Origin of the sequence: Vibrio metoecus (assembly GCF_009665255.1) — a bacterium.
GTDB lineage: Bacteria > Pseudomonadota > Gammaproteobacteria > Enterobacterales > Vibrionaceae > Vibrio > Vibrio metoecus_B.
The window spans coordinates 470,883-496,084 of record NZ_CP035687.1; the positions used below are offsets into that span (position 1 = coordinate 470,883).

The 25,202-nt window shown below is 45.8% G+C and carries 21 protein-coding genes; 12 read left to right on the forward strand and 9 right to left on the reverse strand.

What is annotated here, in order from left to right; genetic code table 11:
- Positions 1-80 precede the first annotated feature (80 nt).
- Both pepT and EPB59_RS15660 read right to left on the reverse strand, forming a co-directional pair.
- On the reverse strand, positions 81-1,313 hold the full coding sequence (gene pepT / locus EPB59_RS15655; RefSeq protein ID WP_154173712.1) for a peptidase T: 1,233 nt from the start codon (positions 1,311-1,313) through the stop codon (positions 81-83).
- A gap of 303 nt (positions 1,314-1,616) precedes the next feature.
- Positions 1,617-2,825, reverse strand: a complete 1,209-nt coding sequence (locus EPB59_RS15660) for a NupC/NupG family nucleoside CNT transporter (RefSeq protein ID WP_154173714.1) — start codon at positions 2,823-2,825, stop codon at positions 1,617-1,619.
- 674 nt (positions 2,826-3,499) lie between these two features.
- On the opposite strand from EPB59_RS15660, the gene EPB59_RS15665 reads away from it, so the two are divergent.
- Positions 3,500-4,153 carry a DsbA family oxidoreductase gene (locus tag EPB59_RS15665; RefSeq protein WP_055050089.1) on the forward strand — a complete coding sequence of 218 codons (654 nt, stop codon included), beginning with the start codon at positions 3,500-3,502 and terminating at the stop codon, positions 4,151-4,153.
- A gap of 101 nt (positions 4,154-4,254) precedes the next feature.
- On the opposite strand, the gene EPB59_RS15670 is transcribed toward EPB59_RS15665, so the two are convergent.
- The gene (locus EPB59_RS15670) at positions 4,255-4,455 is read right to left on the reverse strand and encodes a hypothetical protein (RefSeq protein WP_055050090.1); all 201 of its coding nucleotides are present in this window, start codon (positions 4,453-4,455) and stop codon (positions 4,255-4,257) included.
- A gap of 59 nt (positions 4,456-4,514) precedes the next feature.
- Positions 4,515-6,431 carry a methyl-accepting chemotaxis protein gene (locus EPB59_RS15675; protein WP_154173716.1) on the reverse strand — a complete coding sequence of 639 codons (1,917 nt, stop codon included), beginning with the start codon at positions 6,429-6,431 and terminating at the stop codon, positions 4,515-4,517.
- Between the two features lie 415 nt (positions 6,432-6,846).
- Here EPB59_RS15675 and EPB59_RS15680 point away from each other — a divergent pair, with 415 nt between their 5' ends.
- The 7 genes from EPB59_RS15680 (at position 6,847) to EPB59_RS15710 (ending at position 14,409) form a co-directional block, all read left to right on the forward strand.
- A complete protein-coding gene (locus tag EPB59_RS15680) occupies positions 6,847-7,803 on the forward strand; it encodes an AAA family ATPase (RefSeq protein ID WP_055050092.1) in 957 nt (318 codons plus the stop codon).
- Positions 7,804-7,806: 3 nt separating this feature from the next.
- The gene (locus EPB59_RS15685) at positions 7,807-8,739 is read left to right on the forward strand and encodes a DUF58 domain-containing protein (protein ID WP_055050093.1); all 933 of its coding nucleotides are present in this window, start codon (positions 7,807-7,809) and stop codon (positions 8,737-8,739) included.
- Entirely contained in the window at positions 8,736-9,224 is a 489-nt protein-coding gene (locus EPB59_RS15690; RefSeq protein ID WP_154173718.1) for a DUF4381 domain-containing protein, read from the forward strand. The genes EPB59_RS15685 and EPB59_RS15690 overlap by 4 nt, the downstream gene beginning before the upstream one ends.
- Positions 9,211-10,167, forward strand: coding sequence for a vWA domain-containing protein (locus tag EPB59_RS15695; protein WP_154173720.1), 957 nt, complete (start codon positions 9,211-9,213; stop codon positions 10,165-10,167). Before EPB59_RS15690 ends, EPB59_RS15695 begins: the two co-directional genes overlap by 14 nt.
- Before the next feature lies 1 nt (position 10,168).
- Entirely contained in the window at positions 10,169-11,914 is a 1,746-nt protein-coding gene (locus EPB59_RS15700) for a VWA domain-containing protein (protein WP_154173722.1), read from the forward strand.
- On the forward strand, positions 11,908-13,551 hold the full coding sequence (locus tag EPB59_RS15705) for a BatD family protein (protein WP_154173724.1): 1,644 nt from the start codon (positions 11,908-11,910) through the stop codon (positions 13,549-13,551). The genes EPB59_RS15700 and EPB59_RS15705 overlap by 7 nt, the downstream gene beginning before the upstream one ends.
- A 141-nt stretch (positions 13,552-13,692) precedes the next feature.
- Positions 13,693-14,409 (forward strand): SIMPL domain-containing protein, encoded by a 717-nt coding sequence (locus EPB59_RS15710; protein ID WP_154173726.1) that lies wholly within the window; start codon positions 13,693-13,695, stop codon positions 14,407-14,409.
- Between the two features lie 180 nt (positions 14,410-14,589).
- Here the strand turns inward: EPB59_RS15710 and cspE are convergent, their stop codons facing one another.
- Positions 14,590-14,802, reverse strand: coding sequence for a transcription antiterminator/RNA stability regulator CspE (gene cspE / locus EPB59_RS15715; RefSeq protein WP_000078819.1), 213 nt, complete (start codon positions 14,800-14,802; stop codon positions 14,590-14,592).
- 245 nt (positions 14,803-15,047) lie between these two features.
- Positions 15,048-17,129: a GGDEF domain-containing protein gene (locus tag EPB59_RS15720; protein WP_195707176.1), complete on the reverse strand. Its 2,082-nt coding sequence runs from the start codon at positions 17,127-17,129 to the stop codon at positions 15,048-15,050.
- Positions 17,130-17,526: 397 nt separating this feature from the next.
- Between EPB59_RS15720 and EPB59_RS15725 the strand changes: the two genes are divergently transcribed.
- The gene (locus tag EPB59_RS15725) at positions 17,527-18,009 is read left to right on the forward strand and encodes a L,D-transpeptidase family protein (protein WP_154173730.1); all 483 of its coding nucleotides are present in this window, start codon (positions 17,527-17,529) and stop codon (positions 18,007-18,009) included.
- A 43-nt stretch (positions 18,010-18,052) separates the two neighbouring features.
- On the opposite strand, the gene EPB59_RS15730 is transcribed toward EPB59_RS15725, so the two are convergent.
- Positions 18,053-18,265, reverse strand: coding sequence for a DUF3820 family protein (locus EPB59_RS15730; RefSeq protein ID WP_055033746.1), 213 nt, complete (start codon positions 18,263-18,265; stop codon positions 18,053-18,055).
- A 234-nt stretch (positions 18,266-18,499) separates the two neighbouring features.
- Here EPB59_RS15730 and tnaC point away from each other — a divergent pair, with 234 nt between their 5' ends.
- The 3 genes from tnaC to EPB59_RS15745 all read left to right on the forward strand — a co-directional run bounded on the left by tnaC (position 18,500) and on the right by EPB59_RS15745 (position 21,796).
- Positions 18,500-18,571: a tryptophanase leader peptide gene (tnaC, locus tag EPB59_RS19055; protein ID WP_081017583.1), complete on the forward strand. Its 72-nt coding sequence runs from the start codon at positions 18,500-18,502 to the stop codon at positions 18,569-18,571.
- A 492-nt stretch (positions 18,572-19,063) separates the two neighbouring features.
- A complete protein-coding gene (gene tnaA / locus EPB59_RS15740; RefSeq protein WP_046126272.1) occupies positions 19,064-20,482 on the forward strand; it encodes a tryptophanase in 1,419 nt (472 codons plus the stop codon).
- A gap of 99 nt (positions 20,483-20,581) precedes the next feature.
- On the forward strand, positions 20,582-21,796 hold the full coding sequence (locus EPB59_RS15745) for an aromatic amino acid transporter (protein WP_055050100.1): 1,215 nt from the start codon (positions 20,582-20,584) through the stop codon (positions 21,794-21,796).
- Positions 21,797-21,842: 46 nt separating this feature from the next.
- On the opposite strand, the gene EPB59_RS15750 is transcribed toward EPB59_RS15745, so the two are convergent.
- Both EPB59_RS15750 and EPB59_RS15755 read right to left on the reverse strand, forming a co-directional pair.
- The gene (locus EPB59_RS15750; RefSeq protein ID WP_154173732.1) at positions 21,843-23,414 is read right to left on the reverse strand and encodes an ATP-binding cassette domain-containing protein; all 1,572 of its coding nucleotides are present in this window, start codon (positions 23,412-23,414) and stop codon (positions 21,843-21,845) included.
- Between the two features lie 312 nt (positions 23,415-23,726).
- Entirely contained in the window at positions 23,727-25,058 is a 1,332-nt protein-coding gene (locus EPB59_RS15755) for a ferredoxin reductase family protein (RefSeq protein WP_154173734.1), read from the reverse strand.
- Positions 25,059-25,202 lie beyond the last annotated feature (144 nt).

Below are 25,202 nucleotides of genomic sequence, written 5' to 3' on the forward strand. Positions count from 1 at the left end.
CAATCACCACCACTAAAAGCGTGGTTTAGGGATGACAATAAAAAAGCCGCTCAATGAGCGGCTCGTCTTAGCTAGATTGCTTATGGTCGATAATGCAGTGCTGTTTTCTCTGCCAGTTTCACAATCACTTGAACGGCAGCCTCCATTCCCTCGATCGTGATGAACTCATGAATACCGTGGAAATTGTAGCCTCCAGTGAAAATGTTGGGGCAAGGTAACCCCATAAATGACAATCGAGCACCATCCGTACCACCACGAATGGGCTTAATTTTCGGTTCAACATCACAATCAATCATGGCTTGTTTTGCCAATTCAATGATATGAGGATGAGGTTCCACCATCTCTTTCATGTTGGCATAGCTCTGTTCAAAACTGACTTCTATGCGACCTTTTTTAAGCTGGTGGTTTAACTCATCGACTTTCGCCTGCATCAACGCTTCTCGCGCTTGTAAGCCACTCGCCTCAAAATCACGCAGAATGTACTTCAATTCCGATTTTGCCACGCCCATGGTCGCACTCGAAAGGTGATAGAACCCTTCATAGCCTTCTGTGTGTTGCGGGGTTTCGCTTTCTGGCATCATCAAAATAAATTGAGCAGCAATGTGCATCGCGTTAACCATTTTGTCTTTCGCGGTACCCGGATGAACATTCACGCCATAACAAGTCACCGTCGCGGTTGCTGCATTGAAGTTTTCATACTCCAGCTCTCCAATTGGGCCACCATCAATGGTATACGCCCACTGTGCAGCAAACTTTTCGACATCAAAATGATTCGCACCGCGACCAATTTCCTCATCCGGAGTAAAAGCAATGGAAATATCGCCATGCGCAATAGAAGGATTCGCGAGCAACATTTCGATTGCGGTGATGATTTCGGCAATACCCGCTTTGTTATCGGCGCCCAGCAAGGTCGTACCATCGGTCGTGATCAAGTTATAGCCATGCAGTAAATGCAGATCGGGATATTGGATCGGCGAGAGCACTTCATCCCCTTTACCGAGGGCAATATCGCCGCCTTGATAATCTTCAACGATTTGTGGTTTCACATTTTTACCGCTGGCATCGGGTGCGGTATCCATATGCGCAATAAATCCAATCGCGGGTACTGGATAATTCACATTGGACTTGAGTTTGGCCATCACGTAGCCATGTTCGTCCAGTGATACATCACTCAAACCTAACCCCCAAAGCTCGTCATACAGTGCTTGTGCAAAGACTTTTTGCCCAGTGGAACTTGGGCAATGGTGATTCTTAGGTTTAGATTGGGTATCAAATGTGACATAGCGCATAAAGCGCCCAACAAGATTTTTCATATAGCAATACTCATCATTCAAATACGCAGCGCTGTTCAACAACGCTGAAAGGGTCATAAGCAGTGAATTGCATTCCATACTACGTATTCTTATTCGTGATGAGTTGTTACAAATCAGTTTTTCACCGATTAATCATAACGAGCTGTCATTCCTCATTTAAAAAGCGGCCACCGAGCACTACTGTGCATATTTTGTTACCTTTCTTTAGGCTTAGAGATGACAACAAAAAGCCTACCCGAGGGTAGGCTTAAGATATGCCAACACATTCAATTACGGCTAGCTACAACCGTGATGATAACGTGCTTAAAGAGCGATAAATAGCCCAGCTAAGCAAGCACTCATTAGGTTTGCTAATGTTCCCGCAATGACCGCTTTAATCCCAAGGTTGGCGACTTCTGAGCGGCGCTCAGGAGCGATCACACCAATCGAACCAAGTTGAATCGCGATCGATCCAATGTTGGCAAAACCACATAGGGCGAATGTGATGATCACTTGGCTATGTTCAGAAAGCAGAGCTTTATGCTCAACAAAGTCGATGAAAGCGACAAACTCATTCATTACGACTTTTTGACCAATGTATGAACCAGCCGCTAACACTTCATGGCTTGGAATGCCAATCACCCATGCCAGTGGAGCAAATAAGTAACCAAACAGTGCTTGTAGCGAAATGCCACTAAAACCAATCAAATCACCGAGATTTTCAAGGCCCGTATTCACCATCGCGATCACACTGACGAAAGCAATCAACATAGTACCGACGGCAACTGCCACTTTCATACCGTTCATCGCACCGCTGGCAAGAGCATCAATCAAGTTGCTTTCTTGCGCTTTATCCAATGCCACTTGGCTTTGATCAATCGGCGTACCACGTTCTGGTACAATAATTTTCGCCATCATCAAACTGCCAGGAGCCGCCATGAAACTTGCTGCGATCAAGTATTTCAGCTCAACGCCTAAACCGGCATAACCACCCAATACGGAACCAGCAACAGAAGCCATTCCCCCTGCCATTACTGCAAACAGTTCTGAACGAGTCATATTAGCGAGAAATGGACGAACCAAAAGTGGCGACTCACCTTGTGAAAGGAAGATGTTACCCGTAGCCACCAGAGATTCCGCTTTGCTCGTACCTAAAAAACGTTGAATTCCACCACCAATTAGGGCAATCACTTTTTGCATCACACCTAGATAGTACAAAGCAGAAATCAGCGCACTGAAGAAAATGATGATAGGCAGTACACGAATCGCAAAAATAAAGCCTGTATCTGCTAAATCGCCAAACAAGAAGCGAATCCCAATATCCGCAAAGCTCAGCAAGCCAGAAACACCATTACTTAAACTGCTCAGTGCCGCTTGTCCCCATGGGAAATAAAGCACTAATGCTGCGAAACCAATTTGCAACAATAAAGCGCGAGAAACCGTTTTCCAATTAATCGCGCTGCGGCTTTCAGAAAGCAGATACGCGCATAAGATCAGTACCGAAACACCGATGATTCCAAACAAAATCGCCATAATTTACCTAGAAAAATGTGAGTAAAAACAGGGTATCCCAATGGCTTGGTCAAGGTGTAGGCAGAGAGGGCTGCGAAAAGAGAGAATAAAAAATTCATTGCTCACTCGCCATCAACGTCAACAGACACAAGCTTTGGAATTAGCTGGTCCTGTCCTTGGGGTCATTCACATTTCCTTGTGACGGCTTGTACTGGCAGAGCAACCGGCTCTTAGCCGGGCGGAAAGTATAACGATAAAAAAATGAGTTTCATCACATTTTTTCACGCAAACGTTTATTTGTGGCATTTTTCCTTCAACACCACAACCAATGATGAATTCACAGTGCTGTGACTCTAGATCAACACAGGTCAATCATACGCCCACCTATTGAATGGAACGCATATCACAATGTTGCATTCTTTTATCGATTAGTCACAAAACAATCTGGCATAAGCGCAAAAATCGACCTAATTTAAATTGAATTGAATTGTATTTAACGAATAACCATTACTAACAACGTCAGTGTCAACGCCTCACGCGTTTCTTCGAAGCCGTGAGGCTTTTTTTCAGCTCCACTTCACTTTTTGCGCATTTTTCACACAAGAAAATACAACGCACCGCCCCTAAAGTTGGCCGATACCGTTATGATGAACAGAGCTCATCAATTGGAACCCACACTGGCGAAGGAGAGTACGATGCACAAGTTAACGATTGATCTTGTCTCGGATGTTGTCTGCCCTTGGTGTGTCATTGGCTACTTTAGGTTAAACCAAGCGCTATCCAGATTACCAAACATTGAAGCAACGCTCAGATGGCATCCCTACGAACTGAACCCGAGGTTGGCGAGCGGAGGGGAAAACCTGCGTGAGCATCTTGCGAAAAAATACGGTACGAATGTCGAAGCGAGTCAACAAGCCAGAAATACCTTAACGGAACTGGGTAAAGAGGTCGGTTTTGAATTCCACTTTTTTGACCAGATGCGGATTTACAATACGCGCAAAGCTCACCAATTACTCCTATGGGCCAATCAGCAAGACAAACAATTGCCACTAAAACTCGCTCTGTGGCGTGCTTATTTTCAGCAAGGAAAAGCGATTGATGAAGATGAGGTGTTGCTTGAGGTTGCCGAAACTGCCGGTTTGGAACGTACAGCCTGCCAACAAATTCTAAGTGATGAATCTTGGGCCAAAGCCGTTGCCAATACTGAGCAACAGTGGCTGCAAGCCAGCATTCACGCCGTACCCACATTAATTATTGAGCAGAAATATTTAATCTCTGGTGCACAAACCAGTGATATTTTGTTTGATGTGCTGCAGCGGCTTACCGCAAAAACGGAACATGGCCATTAGCGAATCTGACTAGCTTTAACGTGATTGACTAAACATTTATCCACAGAGAGAAATCGAGCCGCAAAGCGGCTCGATAAATTCATAGCAAAATGTTATTCAACCTAGTGAATTGGCGTTTCAGCTTTCACGTAGTATTGACCAAAATAGGCTTCAAGCACCTCAGGGGTCAGCTTCCCTTCCGCTTCCAACTGCTTGAGTTTTTCTGCAATCGCTTTTTGCTCTTCCAAACTGGGCAGTTTAGCTTCCGGCTCATCAGCCACCTGCTGAGACATCAACTCCAGTTCTTTTTCGAAATCGTTCATCACTCTTTACCTACTTGGTTTTTACTGGCCGGAAGTGTAACCAACTCCCGGCGAGGTTGCTAGAGTTTAAAGTTACCCACCATTTTGTCTAACCGCCCTGAAAGCTCACGCAAGGATTTACTTGCATCCGCCAGCTCTTGCGCCGTGCTAGTAGTGACTTCATTGATGGCGTTAATCTCTTCAATATTTTGGTTGATGGTGTGCACTACTGTCGATTGCTCTTCTGTTGCCGTCGCCACTTGGGTATTACGATCCGAAATATCATGAATGCGATCAGAAATACTCATCAGTACATTAACCGCCTCATCAGAAGAGGCCACTCCTTGATGAGTAATCGCTTTACCTGCATCCATTGCCGATACCGCATTCTTGGCATCTGTTTGCAACTGATTGATCATTTTCTGAATTTCTTCGGTCGATGCGGCGGTACGGCTTGCCAAATTGCGGACTTCATCTGCCACAACAGCAAAACCACGCCCTTGATCCCCAGCACGCGCCGCTTCAATCGCCGCATTCAGTGCCAACAAGTTGGTTTGCTCCGAAATGCCACGAATTGCATCCAAAATTGACCCAATCTCTTGCGTCGTTGAAGCCAATTGCTCCACCACTTTACCAGTGTTTTCTATATCCACGGCTAAGCGACTGATCGCATCTTTCGCCTTATTTACCACATTACGCCCTTGATCCGCATTGCCGGATGCTTGATTGGCCGTTTCTGCCGCCGTCGCCGCATTAGAAGCAATTTCACTGATGGTCGCGCCCATTTGGTTAATCGCCGTAACCACTTGAATGGTCTGATCACGCTGCTGTTGGCTATTATCATGGGTGACTAACGCCTTGCGTGATACCCCTTCTGCAGCGACTTGTAACTCGCGACTGGTTTGTGCCACATCTTTAATCGATTGATGGATCTTTTCAATAAAACCATTGAAGCCCTTTGAAAGCTGAGCAATTTCATCATTGCCTTTCACTTCAATGCGTTGTGATAAATCTCCATCACCTTTGCCTAAATCGGTAAAGCGTTTGGCAATTTGGTTAATCGGGGTTGCAATGCTGTTAGCAAGAAAGATCCCCATCACGATGAAAATACCCGCCACCACGAGAGTCGTCAGCATCATACGCTGCGCAACCGCATCCAATTCCGCAAAAACCTCATGCACAGGTACGGTACCAACTAAGAACCAATCCATGCTCTCAATGTAGAGGCTCGCGACCATTACCTCTTCGCCTTGATATTCAGCAGAAATCAAATTAAATCCATTTTTGTTGAGTAACGCACTTGCCGCAGAACCATAGATTTTCTGCAAATTGGATTTGACCTGCTCTTTTTGGCGATGAATTTGTACATCCCCTTGGGCATTGGTTAAAAACACAAAGCCCGTGTCCTCAATTTTAAAGCTGTTCAGTAGTCGCACCATATCATCCATGGATTTCGACATACCCGACATGGTGTCGCCATTCACCAACTGGTAGTTGGCAAACATTTTCACTTCCCCATTCGCTTCTTGAAACATGCTCACCATGGTCGGTTTACCTGAGTTGGTAAAACCAAAAAACCAACCATCTTGCTGCTGATTCAGTTGTCGCAAAAAGCCATTTTGGTTCCAGTAGTAGGCCGTTTTGCGGTTTGCCACGGAAGCATCATTCAGTTTGTATTGATCACGCAAATTATTCAGTTGCTTAATCAATAGGGCCTCTGTTGCAGGATCTCTCTCTGTACTTGAAATGGCTTGCTGAACAAACTCATTACTGGCAATTTGCTGTGCCGACGCCAACAGTTGAATAACCTGATGGTCAATATCCGTTTTAATTAAATTCAAAATATTGGGCAGTTCCAAATCGATCAAACGATGCTCTTGAACTTCTCGTGCCTGACGTTGTGCCATTACCCCAACAATCAGGGTGGATGCCAACACGGCAAAAGTGACGCCTAACACAACCTTTTGTTTGATACTCATTTGATGCAGCTTGAACATATTCTCCGCCTAATTATGGCTATCATCGAAACCTATGTATTATCGACTTAAGATCACGCCACTTAAGAAATTTCTTACAAAATCTCACATAAAACCAATCGCATCTCACATTTTAATGCAAATTGCATAACTGGCGCTTATAAATCACCACTTGAATACTCATTAACAGAGCTAAACCTTGCGCCTTTTCTGACCCACAATCTCTATATGGCTTCATCAGCATAGATCAACAATTCTCTTCCAGTAGGCCAAGATGATGAACAACCCGCCGGGACGTTACCAAGAGCCCAATCGACGCCCCAAACCTCCAACTGGATAATAATTAGCCATCCACACTCGGCTCATGCATTTTTTATGGAACTTTCTGCGAAATACGTAACACTAACCGCTGAGATATCAAGGAGTGGAAGAATTCATGTCGTTTCAACCTTTTCAAACGTTGCAGCACTATTTGAATCAACAAGTCATTGGTCAAACCGATTTCATTAACCAACTGCTCATCGCCCTACTTGCCGATGGACACATTCTGGTTGAAGGTCCTCCAGGGCTTGCGAAAACTCGTGCGGTCAAATCACTTGCCGAATGTATTGAAGGCGATTTCCACCGCATTCAATTTACGCCAGATTTGCTGCCAGCCGATCTTACTGGTACCGATGTGTTCCGTCCGGAAACCGGTGAATTTGTATTTCAATCCGGCCCGATTTTTAACTCGTTGGTGCTCGCGGATGAAATTAACCGCGCCCCAGCCAAAGTTCAGGCAGCCATGTTAGAAGCCATGGCAGAGAAACAGATCTCCGTGGGGCGAAAAACCTACCGCTTACCTGAGCTCTTTCTCGTAATGGCGACACAAAACCCTATTGAGCAAGAAGGAACTTATCCGCTCCCTGAAGCACAACTCGACCGATTTTTGCTGCATTTAGAAGTGAACTACCCAAATGCACAAGATGAGCTAGCCATTTTGCGCCTCAATCGCGGCGAAGCGAAAGGAGAGCAAACGGTAGAGAAACCGTTGATTACTCAGCAGCAAGTCTTTAAGGCTCGCCAAGAAGTACTGAATGTGCACATGGCTGAATCGATCGAAAGCTATCTTGTACGCTTAATTATGGCCACTCGTCAGCCAGCCAACTACGACCAGAAACTGGCACAATGGCTTGCGATGGGAGTTAGCCCGCGAGCGACCATTGCACTGGATCGCTGTGCGCGAGCCCACGCTTGGTTACACGGCAGAGACTTTGTTACGCCGGAGGATGTGCAAGTGATGGCATTTTCGGTGTTGCGCCACCGGCTACTACTGAGTTATCAGGCACAAGCGGAAGGGGTGCATCCGAATCAAGTCATCAACCATCTGTTGGCTTTAGTTGGCAGTGCGTAGCTTATGACAATGCCCCATTCGCTGCCCTTGCATGCTAACGGTGTCACTCTGTGTCTTGAAGAGTTGCTTGCCTATGAACAGCAAACTGTGCATTTTTTACCCCCAGCACGCCAAGTATGGGCACAACGCATCGGCCAGCATCAAAGTCGCCGTCTAGGACGCGGAATGGATTTCTCAGAGGTGCGCCAGTACCAAGCGGGAGATGATATTCGCTCGATTGACTGGCGAGTTACCGCGAGAACGGGCAAGCCACACACGAAGTTGTTCAGTGAAGAGCGAGAAAAAGTTGTCATACTTTATATCGACCTAAGCCAGTCGATGCAATTTGGTTCCAGTTTATTGCTCAAATCGGTTCAGGCGGCACATTTAGCCAGCTTGCTCAGTTGGCTTGCCGTGAAGCAACAAGACCGAGTCGGCGCTGTGATTGATTTGGGACATCGTCTGATTGAGATTAAACCGAGCAGCCGCCAACGTGGGGTCTTGCCTATTTTAGCGGCCTGCATTGATGCACAACATAAGTTGCATTCAGAGCACACACCAAGAAATCTGGCATTGCATGATGTATTGAGCACTCTCAATCGATTGTGTCCCAAAGGCAGTGAAGTGGTGTTGATCAGCGATTTTGTTGATTTAGATGCACAACAGCATGCACTTTCCCTACGTCAGTTGTGTCGGCACAACCGCGTACGCATGGTGCAAATTTACGATCCATTAGAGCAAGGAGACACCTCATTTCGTGGTATTGAGCAAGTACAAAATAACCAAGAGACGCGCTGGCTCAACTTTTCGATAAATAGTACGCGTGCAGGTATCAAAAAAGCCTTTGAAACTCAAAAAGAAAAACTAAAATCACTTTGTCTATTATTGGAAATGGACTACCGCTCAGTTTCAAGCGGAATACCTTTGCTGCAACAATTATCGGACCATAAGAAATGAAGGAATCGTCAATCACATCACTGGATCTCAACGCCCTGCATTTGCCAGAACTCCCAAACTGGTTTCCATTAGCTTGGGGATGGTGGGCAAGCATAGGCGGTACTCTCATCGTGATGCTCATCATCGGATTGGCAGTGCGTTGGCGTCGCCGTCGTCTCGCCCCTAAAAAATCCGCGTTACGTCTTCTGAGCTTAACGGTAAGCCCACAAACGCCCTCTTCAGCCATTGAGTTGGTTCGTCAGGCAGCACTGTGCTATTACCCTCGCGAAGAGATTGCGCATTTAACCGGTAAAGATTGGTACGCCTTTTTAGACGCCCAAGTCGGACACCCACTTTTCGTACCAAATGAAACCTTGTGGCAGCAAGCGTTATACCAAAAGCAGAAAGTGAACAATGCCGATGAGCTGGTTCACCACTGTTATCATTGGGTAGAAAGCGCCTTGCCGCCGAGAAAGCGGAGAAAATCAGGCATTGGCAAGTTTTGAGTTTATTTGGTGGTGGGCATTTTTATTGCTCCCACTGCCTTGGCTTATCTATTTTTTTACACCAGCCATTCAATCTCGGGCAGCCATTAAGCTGCCCTATCTTCCTGACACATCTGGTATCCAACCTCGTTCTTGGCTTCCTCGTATACTCGCCATCGGATTGTGGATTCTGTTGCTTAGCGCGGCAGCGAGGCCCGTTTGGTATGGTGAGCCAGTAAGCACGAGTACTTCACATCGTGATCTGATGTTAGTGGTTGATCTTTCTTATTCAATGAGTCAGGAAGACATGCAATCCGGTCAACAGATGGTAGACCGCCTCACAGCGGTAAAACAAGTGTTGTCTGAGTTTATTGCCAAACGTGAAGGAGACCGTATTGGGCTTATTCTGTTTGCCGACCATGCTTATTTACAAACACCACTGACTTTGGACAGAGAGACCGTCACTCAACAGCTCAACCAAGTGGTTTTAAAACTCATTGGTACCCAAACTGCAATTGGTGAAGGCATTGGGCTAGCAACCAAGATTTTTATCGACAGTGACGCACCACAACGAGTAATGATTCTGCTCAGTGACGGTAGTAATACAGCTGGAATTCTCGACCCACTCGAAGCGGCGAATATTGCCAAGCAATACCACTCTACAATTTACACCGTTGGAGTGGGAGCCGGTGAAATGGTAGTCAAAGATTTTCTGTTTAACCGCAAGGTCAATACAGCGCAAGATCTGGATGAAAAGACACTGCAAACCATCGCCTCAACCACTGGGGGGCAATATTTCCGTGCTCGCAATCAGCAAGATTTACAAGGCATCTATGACACCATTAATCAACTTGAGCCCATCAGCCACTCCGATCAAACTTGGCGACCACAAACCGAGTGGTTTTTTTACCCTCTGAGTGTGGCATTACTGCTTTCCGTCATTCTGGTTATTGTGAGGAGATAACATGCCACTAACTTTCCTCTATCCATACTGGTTATGGTTACTGATCCCTTCACTTGGTTTCGCATTTTGGCTGAAAGCACGTAAAAACCAGCGGGGCTTAATTGCCCCTCATCTTGCTCACGTTATGGGTGTGGGTGCGCCCCAAAGCCGCCACCTCAGTGGATTACTGGGAGTCGGATGGATGATCGCGGTGCTTGCACTCGCAGGGCCAAGCTGGCAATCGGCTGAGCGACCTAGTGTGCAAAATAGCGCTGCGCGAGTATTAATTATGGATATGTCGCAATCCATGTATGCCACTGATTTAGCGCCAAATCGACTAACCCAAGCTCGTTATAAAGCGTTGGATCTGCTGAAAGGCTGGCATGAGGGTAGTACAGGATTGGTCGCTTACGCTGCCGACGCTTATGTGGTGAGCCCTCTAACTCGTGACAGCGCAACACTGGGCAATTTGATCCCTTTGTTATCTCCCGAGATCATGCCCTATCAAGGGGCGAATGCCGCAAATGCAGTGGATTTAGCGATTTCCATGCTACAACAGGCGGGTCATCAAAAAGGTGACTTGATTCTGCTGACTGACGATATTCGTGCCGCTGAACGACAGAAAATCACTCAACAGTTAGAAAATAGCTCATGGCGTCTGATTGTACTTGCCATCGGGACATCGAATGGTGCTCCGATTACCTTGAGTGATGGTAGCCTACTCAAGAGTCCTCAAGGTGAGACGGTGATCGCCAAAACATCCTTTGAACAAATGCAGCAATTCACGCACAGCGTGCAAGGAGTATTCGCCGCCTATCGCGCCGATGGCGCGGATATCGAGCAGATTTTACACATCACGCAACAGCAAACCGATGTCGCCAACCAAACCTCGCGTAAAGTTGTTACTGAACAAGTCAACAACGGTTATTGGCTAGTTCTGCCTTTAGTTATCGCAGCTTTAGCCATATTTCGTCGTGGCGTGATTTTTACCTTGCTGCTGATTGTCGGTGCTCACTTTCCTGCCCAAGAGGCTTCGGCATCCCCTTGGTTAAATCAAGATCAGCAAGCAATGCGCGCTTTCGAAGCCAAGCAATATTCACAAGCGGCTGAAACATTTCGAGACCCGAAATGGCAAGGCGCAGCACGCTACTATGCAAAAGATTATCCCGGTGCCATTGAAGCGTACTCGCGTATTGAGAACCCCGATTTAGAGACTCAATACAACTTGGCGAACGCTTACGCACAAGCGGGGAATTTCCCTAAAGCGCGCGAATTGTATGAACAGGTGCTCAAACAACAGCCAAACCATCAAGATGCTCAGCACAATCTGCAAGTTGTTAACAGCGCAGAACAGCAACAGCAGGATTCTGCATCTGAATCCAAAGGTCAAGCTCAGAAAGAAAAATCATCCGGCAATTCATCTGATGCCGATGATAGTGAAAAAACCGATTCTCAAACTGAACAACAACCTGACTTAGCCCAAAATCAGAACCAACAACATAGTGCTCAACCTAAGGCAGATAAGGAAAAATCCACCGAGCAAGCAAAGCCAAACAATCCAGAACCAACTAATGAAAAGAACAATGACCAAAATACCTTAGCTCAAACCAAGCCGTTAACGTCAGCAACGGATCCCAACCTCGACCCGCTGCTACGCAAATTAGAACAAGTCGAGAATGCGCGCGATCCGAGCGCTTTATTACGTGCGCAACTGTTTTTACAAGCCCAACGTAAACCTCAACCAATGGAAACCGACCAGCCATGGTAAAGAAGTCCTCCGTTTATCACTCCACGCTTTTCTGGCTCACGCTCACGGTTAGCCTATTCGGGCTACCTGCGCATGCTGCCGATTTAGTTGCCAGTGTCAGCAAAAATAAAGTAGTTAAAAATGAAGTGATTCAACTGCGTATCGTCAGCAGTGATAAAGCCTCTGCCGATGCACTCGATTTTTCTCAACTGGAGCCTGACTTTTTCGTTGGTCAACCGAGTTTTGCTTCTTCAACCAACATCATTAATGGCAACTACTCCCAGCGTAGCGAATGGACAGTGGCTATTGCGGCTCAAAAAACCGGTATCATCACGATTCCCCGCTTTCAGTTGGGTAATGCCCAAACCACGCCTATCGCCATTCAGGTCACCGAAGATCAACATCAACCAGCACAACAAGAGTTGGCAGAAGTGCGTAGCCGTTTAGAGAGAACGCAACTATATCCAGGTGAAAGCACCTTGTTTCATGCTCAGTTAATTATTAAGGAAGATGTGCGCCGACTACGTGACCCAAACATTACGCCACCGAAAGTCGATGGAATGCAGATCGAGTCCGCCAGTGAACCCAAACAATATCCTAGTGTGCTCGATGGCGTGGAAGTGACTATCGTTGAGCAATCTTTTCGCATTACTGCGCAGCATGCGGGCAGCTTTAAGCTCAGTGAACCTATCTTAAAAGCAAGCCTGCTCTACGGTAACCAATACAGTGGTGGTACACGCTTAGTCCCGCTGCTCACCCATCCCAAAACGTATGCGATAACAGTGCTCGAAAAACCCTCAAACTATCAAGGCTTCTGGCTACCGACGGCCAAATTACACCTGAGTCAAAACTGGTCTGATGGTCAGAAAACTCTGAGTTCACCCGAGCAATACGAAACACAGGTAGGCCATGCCATCACACGAGAATTGCGTTTACAAGTGAGTGGCCTGACTCAGCAACAACTGCCTAATTTCAGTATTCAATACCCCGAATCCGTTAGCGTGTATGCGGAAAAACCCCAGTTCAGCACACTCGACAACGGAGAGACTCTGATGACGCTTAAGCAGGTACTGATCCCTCGTCAAGCGGGAGAAATCGCCTTACCTGAGGTCAAACTCCATTGGTGGAACACACAGACACAAACTGAGCAAACGAGCCAAATTTCAGGTTTAGTTTTACACGTCAAGCCCAGTGAAGAAGCCGCTTTACCCACTGTGCCAACGCTCTCAACGACAACACCGAACAGCTCGCCAGTCAACGATGCAGGTTATTGGCCATACCTCACTTTACTCTTTGCATTATTGTGGTTAGCCACTAGCCTGTTCACTTGGTGGCAATGGCAACATACAAAACATCCACAACAGGTAGGCTCCAACCATTCTGAACCATCATCGGCGTATCAAATACTCCTTCAGGCTATTGAACAGCAAGATCTTCTGGCAATCAGCCAAGCAATACGTATATGGCAAAGCCAAATCATCTTAGATCAAGACGAGCAGCAGAGGCTGACAGCACTGCTTTATCCTTTGCAGCAAGCCTGTTATTCAGAACAACCACAAACCCCAGATTTTAGTGAATTAAAGCACTGGATTATGGTCAAACAGAAACAACAATGTAAACGCACTCGTCAACAAGAGGCTGAGTTACCTCAGTTATGACACTGCTGCAATTTCATGTTACCGAGGGATAGCGTGTTCGTTGCCACAAGAGTAATTTATGGAAAAGCAACACCAAGTACAGCCAAACCGCTGTGACTTAAATACAGAAAAGAATAACGGTCAAATAATGGGAGGAAAACCATGACCAATATGAATACCAAAACCGCCAGCGTGCTTGGCCTGAGTCTGATTATCGGACTGGCCGCACTGGGTTTTTTGGTACAGCAAATGGCTGTTAAGTTTAAAGAATATGAACGAGTCGTCACCGTAAAAGGGCTATCGGAGCGTGAAGTCGTTGCCGACACGGTCATTTGGCCTATTCAGTTTACGGTTGCGGATAATCAACTTTCTTCACTCTTTGAAACGGTGGATCAACAGACTCAACTCATCACCCAATTTTTAGTTGAGAAAGGCATTGATCGTACAGCGATTTCCCTTTCAGCCCCAGCAGTAGTCGATAAAAAAGCCCAACAATATGGGGAGGATCGTTCAGAGTTTCGCTATCTGGCAACGCAAACACTCACGGTATACAGCAAAAAAGTGGATTTGGTGCGTAATACCATCAGCGAGATTGGTCAGCTCGGCAAACAGGGTGTGGTGTTTAACCAAGATCCTTACAACAATCGCGTTGAATTTAGCTTTACTGGGTTAAATGACATCAAGCCAGACATGATCGAAGAAGCGACCAAGCAAGCGCGAGAAGTGGCATTGAAGTTTGCAACCGACTCACAAAGCACGCTAGGTAAGATCAAAACCGCCTCACAAGGACAGTTTTCTATCTCAGATCGTGATAACAATACACCGTACATCAAAAATGTCCGCGTAGTCACCACTGTTGAATACTATCTCTCAGATTAATTTCTAGTATATCGATACGAAATCCTCTTTCTAGCCTGCTAGGAAGGGGATTTTTAGTATCTGTAGGCCTATCGCATAAAAGTCAGCCTTAGGAGACTTATCGGCTTAAACCTCAGCTTTGAAGAATGTAAAAAGGGGCGTGGTTTACACCACGCCCCTTTTAAAATCAATCTGTGCTAATTACAGCGCAGTTACTTGAGCAGCTTGTGGGCCTTTTTTGCCTTGCTCAACTGTGAAGCTTACACGCTGACCTTCAGCCAGAGTTTTGAAGCCTTCAGAAACGATAGACTTGAAGTGTACGAACACGTCTTGACCGCCGTTGTCTTGAGAAATGAAACCAAAACCTTTAGTTTCGTTGAACCATTTTACTGAACCAGTCATTTTCTGAGACATAGTAACCTCTAATATATATTTGCTATGGGTTGATTTGGCTGATAACGAAAGCTATTGAATGGTATATCAAGACAAAGTTGACGCAGGTTTAACGAGAAATCGATAACGATCTGAGATTGAACTTTCACTGAATTTAACATTAACAACTCTTACCTAAGAGCCGAGGTAAACTATACACGTATTTTCCTGAAACGCTACACTTATTTGTGATATTTGCCATACCGTAAGAAATCTGCTGGAAAATGCTACATTTCGACCCCTATACAGTCGATATTTTCAACAATAACACCAACTACCTGATTTCGCCCCTGACTTTTAGCGCGATACAAAGCTTTATCTGCTTCTGCATAAAGTTGATCGAATTGAATCTCACGAGGTTTGTAGCGTGAGGCGGCATAACCAATGGATACAGTCAGTATTGTTCCACTTGGGTTTTCACAATGCTCGATCTTTTCGGTTTCGATACTCTGACGAATACTTTCTGCCAGTAAACGGACTTCATCCGCACTGCGATTAGCGGTCAGGAGCAAAAATTCCTCTCCCCCAATCCGGCAAAATAGCTCGTGTTCAGACTGAGCATGTTGGCTTAGAATGTTGCCAATACGCATCAGGGCAATGTCCCCTTCCAGATGTCCATAGCAGTTATTAAATAAGCCGAAGTGGTCGATATCCAACAAGATGACTCCGTAGCTCACCACCTCTTTCATCGTCTGTTCACAGGTCTGCTCAAGCAGATGTTCTAGCATGCGGCGATTCCCAAGACGCGTTAGAGGATCTAACTTCGCCATGAGATCCAACTTTTCGTTGGCCTTTTGAAGATCACGAGTGCGATTACGCACTTCAAGCTCCAAGGTTTCGTTGAGTACCGATATCGCCTCTTGCGCTTTCGCCCGCATTAACACTTCCGTTAAGTTCGAAGCAAACATGCGGATCACTTCTCGCAGTTGTGACGTCAACGGTGAACGGCGGATCAAATTATCGGCCGCAATGAAGGCTATCGGCGTACCTTTATCGGTCAACATGGTCATTGCCGTCCAACCATAGCCTACGATTTTGCAATCGTGGTAAATGGGCACCCCTTCTTTGAAAACAACTTCATTAGGGTAAAGTTTTGCAAGATCGACGATGTCATTTTCGTGGGTCGATCCTCGGAAATAGGATTCATCAACGATATTGCCTTGAATGTCTGTACCCCATGTTCCTTGAATATACGAGCATGCTTCATCGGTCAGAAATACGGCCATGCGATCAATCCCCATCCGGTTAATCGCAAAACTGACGGCAGACTTACACACTTCGCTGACGGTCATACAACGGGATAGCTCCACCATGCTGGCATGCAACATACGGACATTCTGTTCTTGTCGCTTCCGAATGTAGATTTGAGCTAGCAATGATCCAAAAGACTCCAACATTTGCTTTTGGTATTCAGTGATCGGCTGACGATGAATGTAATTGTCAATCGCTAACCAACCAATAGTGTCGTTACCATCACGCAGGATCAGCATCCCATTCCAACCTTGGCCAACCACTTGGCCTGCGGTGTACAATGGCACATCTTCAACCACCATTAAATTGCACTCATCGTTAGACAAAGCTTCTAAATATTGGGTTTCCACCTGGTGCAAGTCATATTGGGTATGATGTTCATCAACCGTGTTACCCTCTTCACTGGTACCATAAGTACCACTGAAGCAGCGCTTTTTCATATCCAATAATAAGAAAGCGGCACGATCAAAGCCTAGGCGATGACGCACAGCTTCTACCGATGCACGGTGTAGTTCATCAAGATTGGCTGGATTCGAGAGTTCAACAGCGACCTGATGCACCAGCTTCATGTTGTCGATGAACTGCTCTCGTTGACGAATTTCACTGAGGTACTTCGCCTCTCGTAAATCACGATTCTTAAACTCTTTCGAGGCTTCAATCTCAGCACGTAAACACTGCCATTTCGACGCAATCAACTGTAAAAAATCTAATTCGCCCGACTCGGTACTCAAATGTACTTTATCCGCGCAAGCCGCTTGAATAATTAAATAAGTACGATGTTGAGGGTGGTTATCCAACATTAAAATGAACGATTCTCCCCCCATCTGTGGTAAGTAATCCCAGCGACAAGTATTGATTGCAAAAGGAATTAAACCATCTGAAGTATCAAACTGTGCAGCCCATGTCCAAAAGGCTTCCGGGTAGCTTTCTAAACACAAAAAAGATTCCTGGGCTAAAACCACCTCTGCTGCGGCAGCATAGGATGGCGCGTAGACAATCCCCGCGGCTTGTGATTCTAAAAACGTGGTCAAATACTCGAACGTGGTATCGGCCAACATTCGATAATTTCGACTTGAGGTGACTCTTTTTAATAGGGTTCTAGGAAACATGCACAGCCTGACATTGGAATTATGTTTTATTAGAAATAATGGCTGATTTTTTAATAAGCAATCAATTGGCTATCTGACTGGCTGTTAACTGCGCCGCATTTTTCCCAGATAACTGATTACATCCTCGGCACAGGCGGCATTTCTGCGATGTTGTTTCCATTTATTGCATCTATGAACAATAGTTTTTAATAACTTTCTCATTATTGATTCAACAGCACATGGCATCCTCACGCTGTTTTTCATGTTCGATGGAATGGTGAGAATAAACAAACGTCACGGACATCACTGCAATTTCAATAAGGAAGCCGCTAAAATTAGGCTCGATTGCATTCACTATGGATTCCTCATGCGCCTTGTCTCTTTGGCTTTATTAATACTATGGATTTTGCCTTGCGTCAGTTTTGCTCAGGTCGACCTCGTCAAAGTCGATAAATCGAAACGACGCCTGTATTTATTGCAAGGAGATCAAGTGATTCGTGAGTATCGCATCGCACTCGGTAAGTCCCCCAAAGGGCATAAACAGCAAGAGGGCGATCAGCGCACACCCGAAGGGAACTACTACTTAGACTTTATTACTCAAGATTCCCATTTTTACCGTGCAATTCATATTAGCTACCCTAATCCACAAGATGAGCAACATGCGGCTCAATTAGGAGTCAGCCCTGGAGGCGACATCAAGATCCACGGATTGAAAAATGGTGAAACAGCAGATCCCGCCTTTATTCAAAGTTTTGACTGGACCAACGGTTGTATAGCGTTAACCAATAGTGAAATGGATGATTTTCTGAGCTTAGTGCAGCCCGGTACGCCTATTCACATCGAGTGGTAACCAAACAGGTCGAGGCAATCTACTTGGTGTTTGTCCCTATCACTCATTGTCTTAAGGGTTTGACTAATGCCTCTAATCCTTCAATTTTAAGAGCTAAACAGAGTTCCAGTAGCACTCCGAGCTCACCTTCTGGGAACCCTTGCTTTTGGAACCACAACAAATAAGGTTCAGGGAGATCAATCAGCACGCGACCTGCGTATTTACCAAACGGCATTTTCATTCGAGCCAATTTTAAGAGATGTGTTTTTTCAAACATGGATAATTTTTACTTTTCGCGAAATGATGAGTAGCCTAAATCTAAGGCTCAGAAAAGTAAATCTTTCTCTGCATCTTGATGCAGGATGCAATAGCTTATTAAATGTGATTCATCACTCATGATTTTATTTTTTGTTAGCACATTCTCAATTTATTCATTTCCCAGATGACGAAATTCTATTTTCATACATAATCAATCTGGGTTTGAAATGAATCATTTCAAATAGGTGAAAATATGAGAACGTACAACAACTCTAGCTTTTGGTTTACCCTCGATTATAAAATCGCTTTCTTCTTTCCTGCGTAATCCTTTCTCGTATGGATAACGTGTCATTCTGTGTAATCGTTTATTGCATAGCTATTGCATAGTAGGCTTATACCCAAGCTACTTGGCGTTGCAGGTAGTCGGCAAGTAAGTTCATCCCCATGAGCATAGACAATCTATGTGATTAGGGTGAACAACCTAAGCCAACACCACTGCTGCTTCAAGTCGGAAGGGATCGTTATTCAGCCATCTTACTCACTTATAGTTTGGGGCTTATAATACTGGACATTTTTTCTCAATGAGTTTTATATTCGTTGCGTAGATGATATTGATGTTTATTTGTTATTCTTAACTTCAATTCATTAATAATTAATCCGGCATTTCGCCTCAAGGTCAGTAAGAATTCAAACATGCATTCCTCATGGTGTAAATTTATTTATCACCCGAGGTAATATTATTAAAAATTCAAGAAGCAAGGGATTTTGATTTTATTCCTTATAAGACTTCTTTTATCAAAATTTAGGACTAAGCAACATGGAAAACTTTAAACACTTACCTGAACCTTTCCGTATTCGTGTTATTGAACCCGTAAAACGTACCACACGGGAATATCGTGAAAAGGCGATTTTAAATGCTGGCATGAACCCTTTTTTACTCGATAGCGAAGATGTGTTTATTGACCTACTGACAGATAGCGGCACTGGCGCAATCACTCAAGAGATGCAAGCCGCGATGTTCCGTGGTGATGAAGCCTACAGCGGCAGCCGCAGCTACCACGCACTCGCGAGAGCGGTTAAAGATATTTTTGGTTATGAATACACCATTCCTACTCACCAAGGTCGTGGTGCAGAGCAGATTTATATTCCTGTTTTGATTAAAAAACGTGAAAAAGAGAAAGGACTCGATCGCAGTAAAATGGTCGCCCTATCTAACTACTTTTTCGATACCACTCAAGGCCATACTCAAATCAACTGCTGTGTTGCTAAAAACGTGTACACCGAAGAAGCGTTTGATACCGGTGTAAAAGCCGATTTTAAAGGCAATTTCGACTTAGAAAAGCTCGAACAAGCCATCCTTGAAGCGGGCCCTGCTAACGTCCCATATATTGTCAGCACCATCACTTGTAACTCTGCGGGTGGCCAGCCGGTTTCTATCGCCAACTTGAAAGCCGTGTATGAGATTGCCCAGCGTTACGACATTCCCGTGATCATGGATTCTGCTCGTTTTGCTGAAAATGCGTATTTTATTCAGCAACGTGAGCGCGATTATCGCAACTGGAGTATCGAAGAGATCACGCGTGAAGCTTACAAATACGCCGATGGACTCGCGATGTCGGCCAAAAAGGATGCCATGGTGCAGATGGGCGGCTTACTCTGCTTCAAAGACGAAAGCTTCTTTGATGTGTACACAGAATGCCGAACCCTGTGTGTGGTGCAAGAAGGCTTCCCAACTTACGGTGGCTTAGAAGGCGGTGCCATGGAGCGTTTGGCGGTTGGCTTGTATGACGGTATGCGCCAAGATTGGCTCGCTTATCGCATTAACCAAGTGGAGTATCTGGTCAACGGCTTAGAAGCGATCGGGGTTGTTTGCCAACAAGCTGGCGGCCATGCCGCGTTTGTCGATGCCGGTAAACTGCTGCCTCACATCCCAGCAGACCAATTCCCTGCTCACGCTTTAGCTTGTGAACTCTATAAAGTCGCAGGCATTCGCGCAGTAGAAATTGGTTCACTCCTGCTTGGCCGTGATCCTGCAACCGGAAAACAGCATCCTTGCCCAGCTGAATTGCTCCGTTTAACCATTCCTCGCGCAACTTATACGCAAACCCATATGGATTTCATCATCGAAGCATTTGAGAAGGTGAAAGCCAATGCTCGTAACGTAAAAGGATTGGAGTTTACTTACGAGCCACCCGTGCTACGCCACTTTACGGCTCGTTTAAAAGAAAAAGCCTAATACGGTATCGAAAAAGTGCAGCCTGCAAAGGCTGCCTTTTTTTGACCTAAACAACATAACAACAAAATCAACAATAACGTGAAACCCAAGGATTTTATCATGTCGAAACAACCCTCTCTGTTTGGAGGAGCCTGCATTATTGCCAGCGTCTGCGTAGGTGCTGGTATGCTTGGCCTCCCCAGCGCAGGTGCTGGTGCATGGACTCTCTGGTCAATGCTGGCACTGATATTAACAATGGCAGTGATGACACTTTCAGGCTGGATGCTACTTGAAGCCTTTAAACATTACGATCTTCGAGTCTCTTTTAATACCGTGACCAAAGATATGCTAGGCAGCCATATCAATCGCTTTAACAACCTGACCGTTTACTTTGTCGGCGGTATTTTGCTGTACGCCTACATCACCTCTTCTGGTCTAATTTTGCAGGATCTCCTGAACATCAACAGCAAACTCGCTTCGGTGCTTTTTGTGGCAGTATTTTCCGCCTTCGTCTGGCATTCAACCCGTGCGGTGGATCGTATCTCGGTTATTTTGATCGTATTTATGGTACTGAGCTTTATTTTTGGCGTTTCAGGCTTAGCGATCAAGGTGAAAACATCCATCCTATTTGACACTCTAAATCAAAGTGGTGAATACGCTCCTTATGCAATGGCAATGCTGCCCGTTGCGCTGACCTCGTTTGGTTATCATCACTCCGTCTCATCCATGCGTGCCTATTACGGCGAAGAGCGCAAAGCCAAGTACGCGATTTTAGGAGGCACAGTGATTGCGTTAAGTCTTTATGCGCTTTGGCTGTTTAGCATTTTTGGCAATTTACCTCGTGCCGATTTTGCGCCTGTCATACAGCAAGGTGGGAATGTGGATGTGCTTTTAAAAGCCTTAGGTTCAGTGGTGGAATCGGAGAAAGTCTCACAAGCGATCAACGCCTTTTCGATGGCGGCTATCCTCTCTTCTTTTATTGGCGTTGGCTTAGGCGTATTTGATTTTCTGGCCGATTTATTTCAGTTCAGTAACTGTAAACAAGGACGTACCAAAACTTGGCTGGTCACCTTTTTGCCGCCTCTCATTCTCTCTTTACTGTTCCCATTCGGCTTTATCATTGCGATTGGTTACGCAGGCGCAGCCGCAACCATTTGGGCTTGTATTATCCCTGTGCTCCTCGCGCGTAAATCGCGCACTTTAGCCAATGGCGCACAAGGTTTTGTTGTCCCAGGTGGTAATGTGGCACTAGGTGTCGTGCTGATCTTTGGTGTGCTTACTGCGGTTTTCCACATGATGGCAATGGCCAATTTGTTGCCAACCTTTGCTGGATAAAATGATAACCACCTACTGAGTATTCAAGTAGGTGGTTATTCACTTGTTACTCAAGACTCCAGCATTTTTCTATCTGCGCTTCTGCGACAAAATAATCATCATGACTGACGAGAATCAATGCGCCTTGATAATGTGCCAGTGCCTTGGCTAAGGCTTGTTTGGATTCAAGATCGAGATGATTATCCGGCTCATCAAGCAGCAAAATAGGTTCATTGGCAACATGGCTGACCATTAACATGGCCAGTTTCATTTTTTCACCGCCACTGAGATGCTTGGCGAGTCGGTAAACCGTGTCTCGGCGAAAGCCGATCCCGGCCAAGAGCAAGCGGGCATCATTGGCCGTTAAACCTTCACAAAACCCAGTCAAATTGTCGAGCAGTGACTGGTTTAAATCCACCAAAGCATAATGCTGATCGAGATACACCACGGGAGCGTTGCACTGGATATGACCTTGGTACTGACGATGCAAACCCGCAACCGCTTTAAGAAAACGGCTTTTACCCCCACCGTTTGGAGCACAGAGACGATAATGCTCTCCCTGTCGTAGAAACAAAGTCAGTGGCGAATGGTTAAGCCTATCAGCGCTGTAATTCTCGACACTCAGCAAGGTGCGTTTTTTACTGTTACCAATATCGGCAAGATAGAGTTTTGGGTCCGACTCTCGCACTAACTTATCTTGCAACCCTTGCAATTGCTGCTGGTTTCGCTGGCGCTGGTTGCGAGCGTTCACTAACGCAGCGGAACGATTTTTCTCGGCATTGTTCTTTTTCGCATCCATCAATATTTTCGGTTGGCTGCCCGATTTCAGTGCTTTGGCGCCTTGGTTTGCCCGTTTTTGCGCTTTTTCCTGACTCTTTTGTATTTCACGCTCAATCGCTTTCTGTTCATTGTGCAATTGACTCACACGTCGGCTCACCGCTTCTTGCTGCAACTGCCATTGCTGTTGATAGTGGGCATAGTTTCCTTCAAACCAATGCAAACCTTCCGCGGTAATCCGGACAATACGATCCATCTGCATTAACAGTGCTCTATCATGGCTCACTACCAACACCGGACGATTCTCTTGTCGCAACTGGTCGATTAACCATTGGCGTCCAATCTGATCGAGATGGTTACTCGGTTCATCCAGAACTAACGCATCACAATTCGACAGAAACAGGCGTTTGAGTTTGAGCGCCGCCAGTTGCCCGCCGCTAAGAAAACGACAGCTAGCATCCATCGGTAACGTAATACGCAGCTCATCCAGCAGCGCTTGAGTGGTTTCAGCAATGTCCCACTGCTCTCTTAACTCATCAAAATGCTGTTGGTCGATACTGCCTGCTTCAATTGCATGTAATGCATGGAGCGCATTCGCAATGCCAAGAAACTCGGCAAGGCTAACATCCGTTTCGAGATCTGAGGTGTGCTGGGCGTAGTAACCGACCAGACCGTGGCACACCACATGTCCAGACGTAGGTTTTAGCTTACTCAGTAGTAACTGAAGCAACACTGATTTGCCAATGCCATTACGGCCCACAATGGCGGTGCGCCCTTGCGGAAAATGAAAATCAAATGGATGAAACAACCACTCACCACTTTCTAGCTGATAACTTAATTGGTGGGCATGAATAACGGGCATAAAGATCCCCTTTACTGTTCAAAGAAAAGTAAAGAAGCCAGTAAGCTGATAACCACGATGAATTGGCGTTTTCCGGCGAACCATCGCCAATCGCACACTCTTATGTGGTAAAACGAGCAACACTCAGTGAACAAACAGAAATGCAATAACGCCTACTAACTCCAAGAGCCGAATGAAATTAAGATCATCGGTAATAAGGAAGTTAGATATCCATGTTGGCGTTATCTCCAGAAGTAAGGATGAGGGGAGGTTAACAAGTGAGCAGCGACCTTGTCAATCTTGGCCTCCGCTCACTGCACCATATCGAAAGCATTAGCGCATCACGAATTGTTCTTCATGAAATTGGCGTGACAGATCCACTCGGTAGGGTTTAAGCGCCTTTTTCAAGCTATTAGAGAAAGCAACAGGCCCACAGAAATAGAAGTCGAAACGGCTTAAATCTCCACATCGGCGCGCTATATCCTCCGCTGACAAACGAGGGTCAACACTCGAATCAATAATGGTGAGAGCAACTCCTGCCGCCTGCGCTTTGTGGCGTAATTCTGCACACACATTGGGATCAATCTGATGGCAACAGAAAAACAGATGCACTTGGGTATGTGCTCTCTCCGTCATTAACCAATCGAGGCCAGCCATAAATGGTGCAATCCCGACACCGCCGCCGATCCAAATCTGCGGTTGATGAGCCACAAAATCGAACTTACCATAAGGTCCTTCCACTTCTAGCGTATCGCCACGGCGCAACCTATCATGCAAACCTGTCGTGAAGTCGCCTAATTCTTTGATCAGAAAACGTAATTGTGAACCTTGATGAGCACAGGCGATGGTGAATGGATGCGGCTCTTCACCAGCAAACCGTAGGTACGCAAACTGCCCAGCTTTATGACCTAACCATGGCTTATCTAACTGAATGGTTAAATCCAAAGTTTGACTTTTCGGGCAGTAATGAAATGCGTCAACATGAGCAGGGTAACGAGATTGCCGACCAACCAAACCGAGCAAGCTATAACATGCTGCCCATGAGCCCACGACAATGAACAGCATTGTTAGCCAGTAAATCGGCTCACCCCAATAGGCTTTTTTCAGCAAGATCGCACTATGTAGAGCAATCAATAAATACACTACCGCCATCAAGCGGTGAGTGAGCCGAAACGGTTTGTATTTAATGGCCGACCAGAGTGAAACCACCAACAACGCAATCAAGGCATAAAAGCCCCACTCCCCCATTTCCATCGCCAAAGGTTTGGCTTCTTTTAGCCATAATGCCAAAACGGATAAGTTCCCATGTGGGCCAGAACCGTTGAGGCGCACGGGTTTAGTCAGCAACTCAAGAGAGATGAGCCACTTAGGAATATGGTAAGTCAGCCAGTGAAAGACACCAAGCAAGAGCGCGGAGATCCCGAGCCATTTATGAATCCGGTAGCCTTTGTCTATTCCTTGTGTCCATTGTTCTATCAAGGGTAAACGTAACGCTAACAGCATCGCTAGCGACATCAACATGAGTGCCAAAATGCCAGAATACTGGATCAATCCCGAGCGCCACTCGAATAGGTTCGTCGACGTCCATATTGTTGGTTCAACTTGCACCCAAAACAGTGTGGTGAGACCTAGCATAGCCCAAAGTGTGTATTTAACCCTGCTCATAACCAAAACCCGCTTTATTTATAAGGTTACTTTAGAGTAACAAGCCTAATGTAAAGCGCTGTCGCAGAAGGGTAAAGTTAAGTAAAGGAAGATGGCATGGGTCCGAGCACTCTGCATCTGTCGTCGCTACCAAGAGCAGCTATG

What these genes read in the sequence shown, in the direction of transcription:
- EPB59_RS15720 (WP_195707176.1), bottom strand. Translation starts at nt 17,129, where the DNA reads ATGTTGGCCGATACCACGTTCGAGTATTTGACCACGTTTTTAGAATCA.
- EPB59_RS15685 (WP_055050093.1), top strand. Translation starts at nt 7,807, where the DNA reads ATGACAATGCCCCATTCGCTGCCCTTGCATGCTAACGGTGTCACTCTG.
- pepT (WP_154173712.1), bottom strand. Translation starts at nt 1,313, where the DNA reads ATGAAAAATCTTGTTGGGCGCTTTATGCGCTATGTCACATTTGATACC.
- EPB59_RS15700 (WP_154173722.1), top strand. Translation starts at nt 10,169, where the DNA reads ATGCCACTAACTTTCCTCTATCCATACTGGTTATGGTTACTGATCCCT.
- EPB59_RS15675 (WP_154173716.1), bottom strand. Translation starts at nt 6,431, where the DNA reads ATGTTCAAGCTGCATCAAATGAGTATCAAACAAAAGGTTGTGTTAGGC.
- EPB59_RS15690 (WP_154173718.1), top strand. Translation starts at nt 8,736, where the DNA reads ATGAAGGAATCGTCAATCACATCACTGGATCTCAACGCCCTGCATTTG.
- EPB59_RS15660 (WP_154173714.1), bottom strand. Translation starts at nt 2,825, where the DNA reads ATGGCGATTTTGTTTGGAATCATCGGTGTTTCGGTACTGATCTTATGC.
- EPB59_RS15750 (WP_154173732.1), bottom strand. Translation starts at nt 23,414, where the DNA reads ATGCCCGTTATTCATGCCCACCAATTAAGTTATCAGCTAGAAAGTGGT.
- EPB59_RS15745 (WP_055050100.1), top strand. Translation starts at nt 20,582, where the DNA reads ATGTCGAAACAACCCTCTCTGTTTGGAGGAGCCTGCATTATTGCCAGC.
- EPB59_RS15725 (WP_154173730.1), top strand. Translation starts at nt 17,527, where the DNA reads ATGCGCCTTGTCTCTTTGGCTTTATTAATACTATGGATTTTGCCTTGC.
- tnaA (WP_046126272.1), top strand. Translation starts at nt 19,064, where the DNA reads ATGGAAAACTTTAAACACTTACCTGAACCTTTCCGTATTCGTGTTATT.
- EPB59_RS15670 (WP_055050090.1), bottom strand. Translation starts at nt 4,455, where the DNA reads ATGAACGATTTCGAAAAAGAACTGGAGTTGATGTCTCAGCAGGTGGCT.
- EPB59_RS15730 (WP_055033746.1), bottom strand. Translation starts at nt 18,265, where the DNA reads ATGTTTGAAAAAACACATCTCTTAAAATTGGCTCGAATGAAAATGCCG.
- EPB59_RS15755 (WP_154173734.1), bottom strand. Translation starts at nt 25,058, where the DNA reads ATGAGCAGGGTTAAATACACACTTTGGGCTATGCTAGGTCTCACCACA.
- EPB59_RS15680 (WP_055050092.1), top strand. Translation starts at nt 6,847, where the DNA reads ATGTCGTTTCAACCTTTTCAAACGTTGCAGCACTATTTGAATCAACAA.
- EPB59_RS15705 (WP_154173724.1), top strand. Translation starts at nt 11,908, where the DNA reads ATGGTAAAGAAGTCCTCCGTTTATCACTCCACGCTTTTCTGGCTCACG.
- EPB59_RS15710 (WP_154173726.1), top strand. Translation starts at nt 13,693, where the DNA reads ATGACCAATATGAATACCAAAACCGCCAGCGTGCTTGGCCTGAGTCTG.
- cspE (WP_000078819.1), bottom strand. Translation starts at nt 14,802, where the DNA reads ATGTCTCAGAAAATGACTGGTTCAGTAAAATGGTTCAACGAAACTAAA.
- EPB59_RS15665 (WP_055050089.1), top strand. Translation starts at nt 3,500, where the DNA reads ATGCACAAGTTAACGATTGATCTTGTCTCGGATGTTGTCTGCCCTTGG.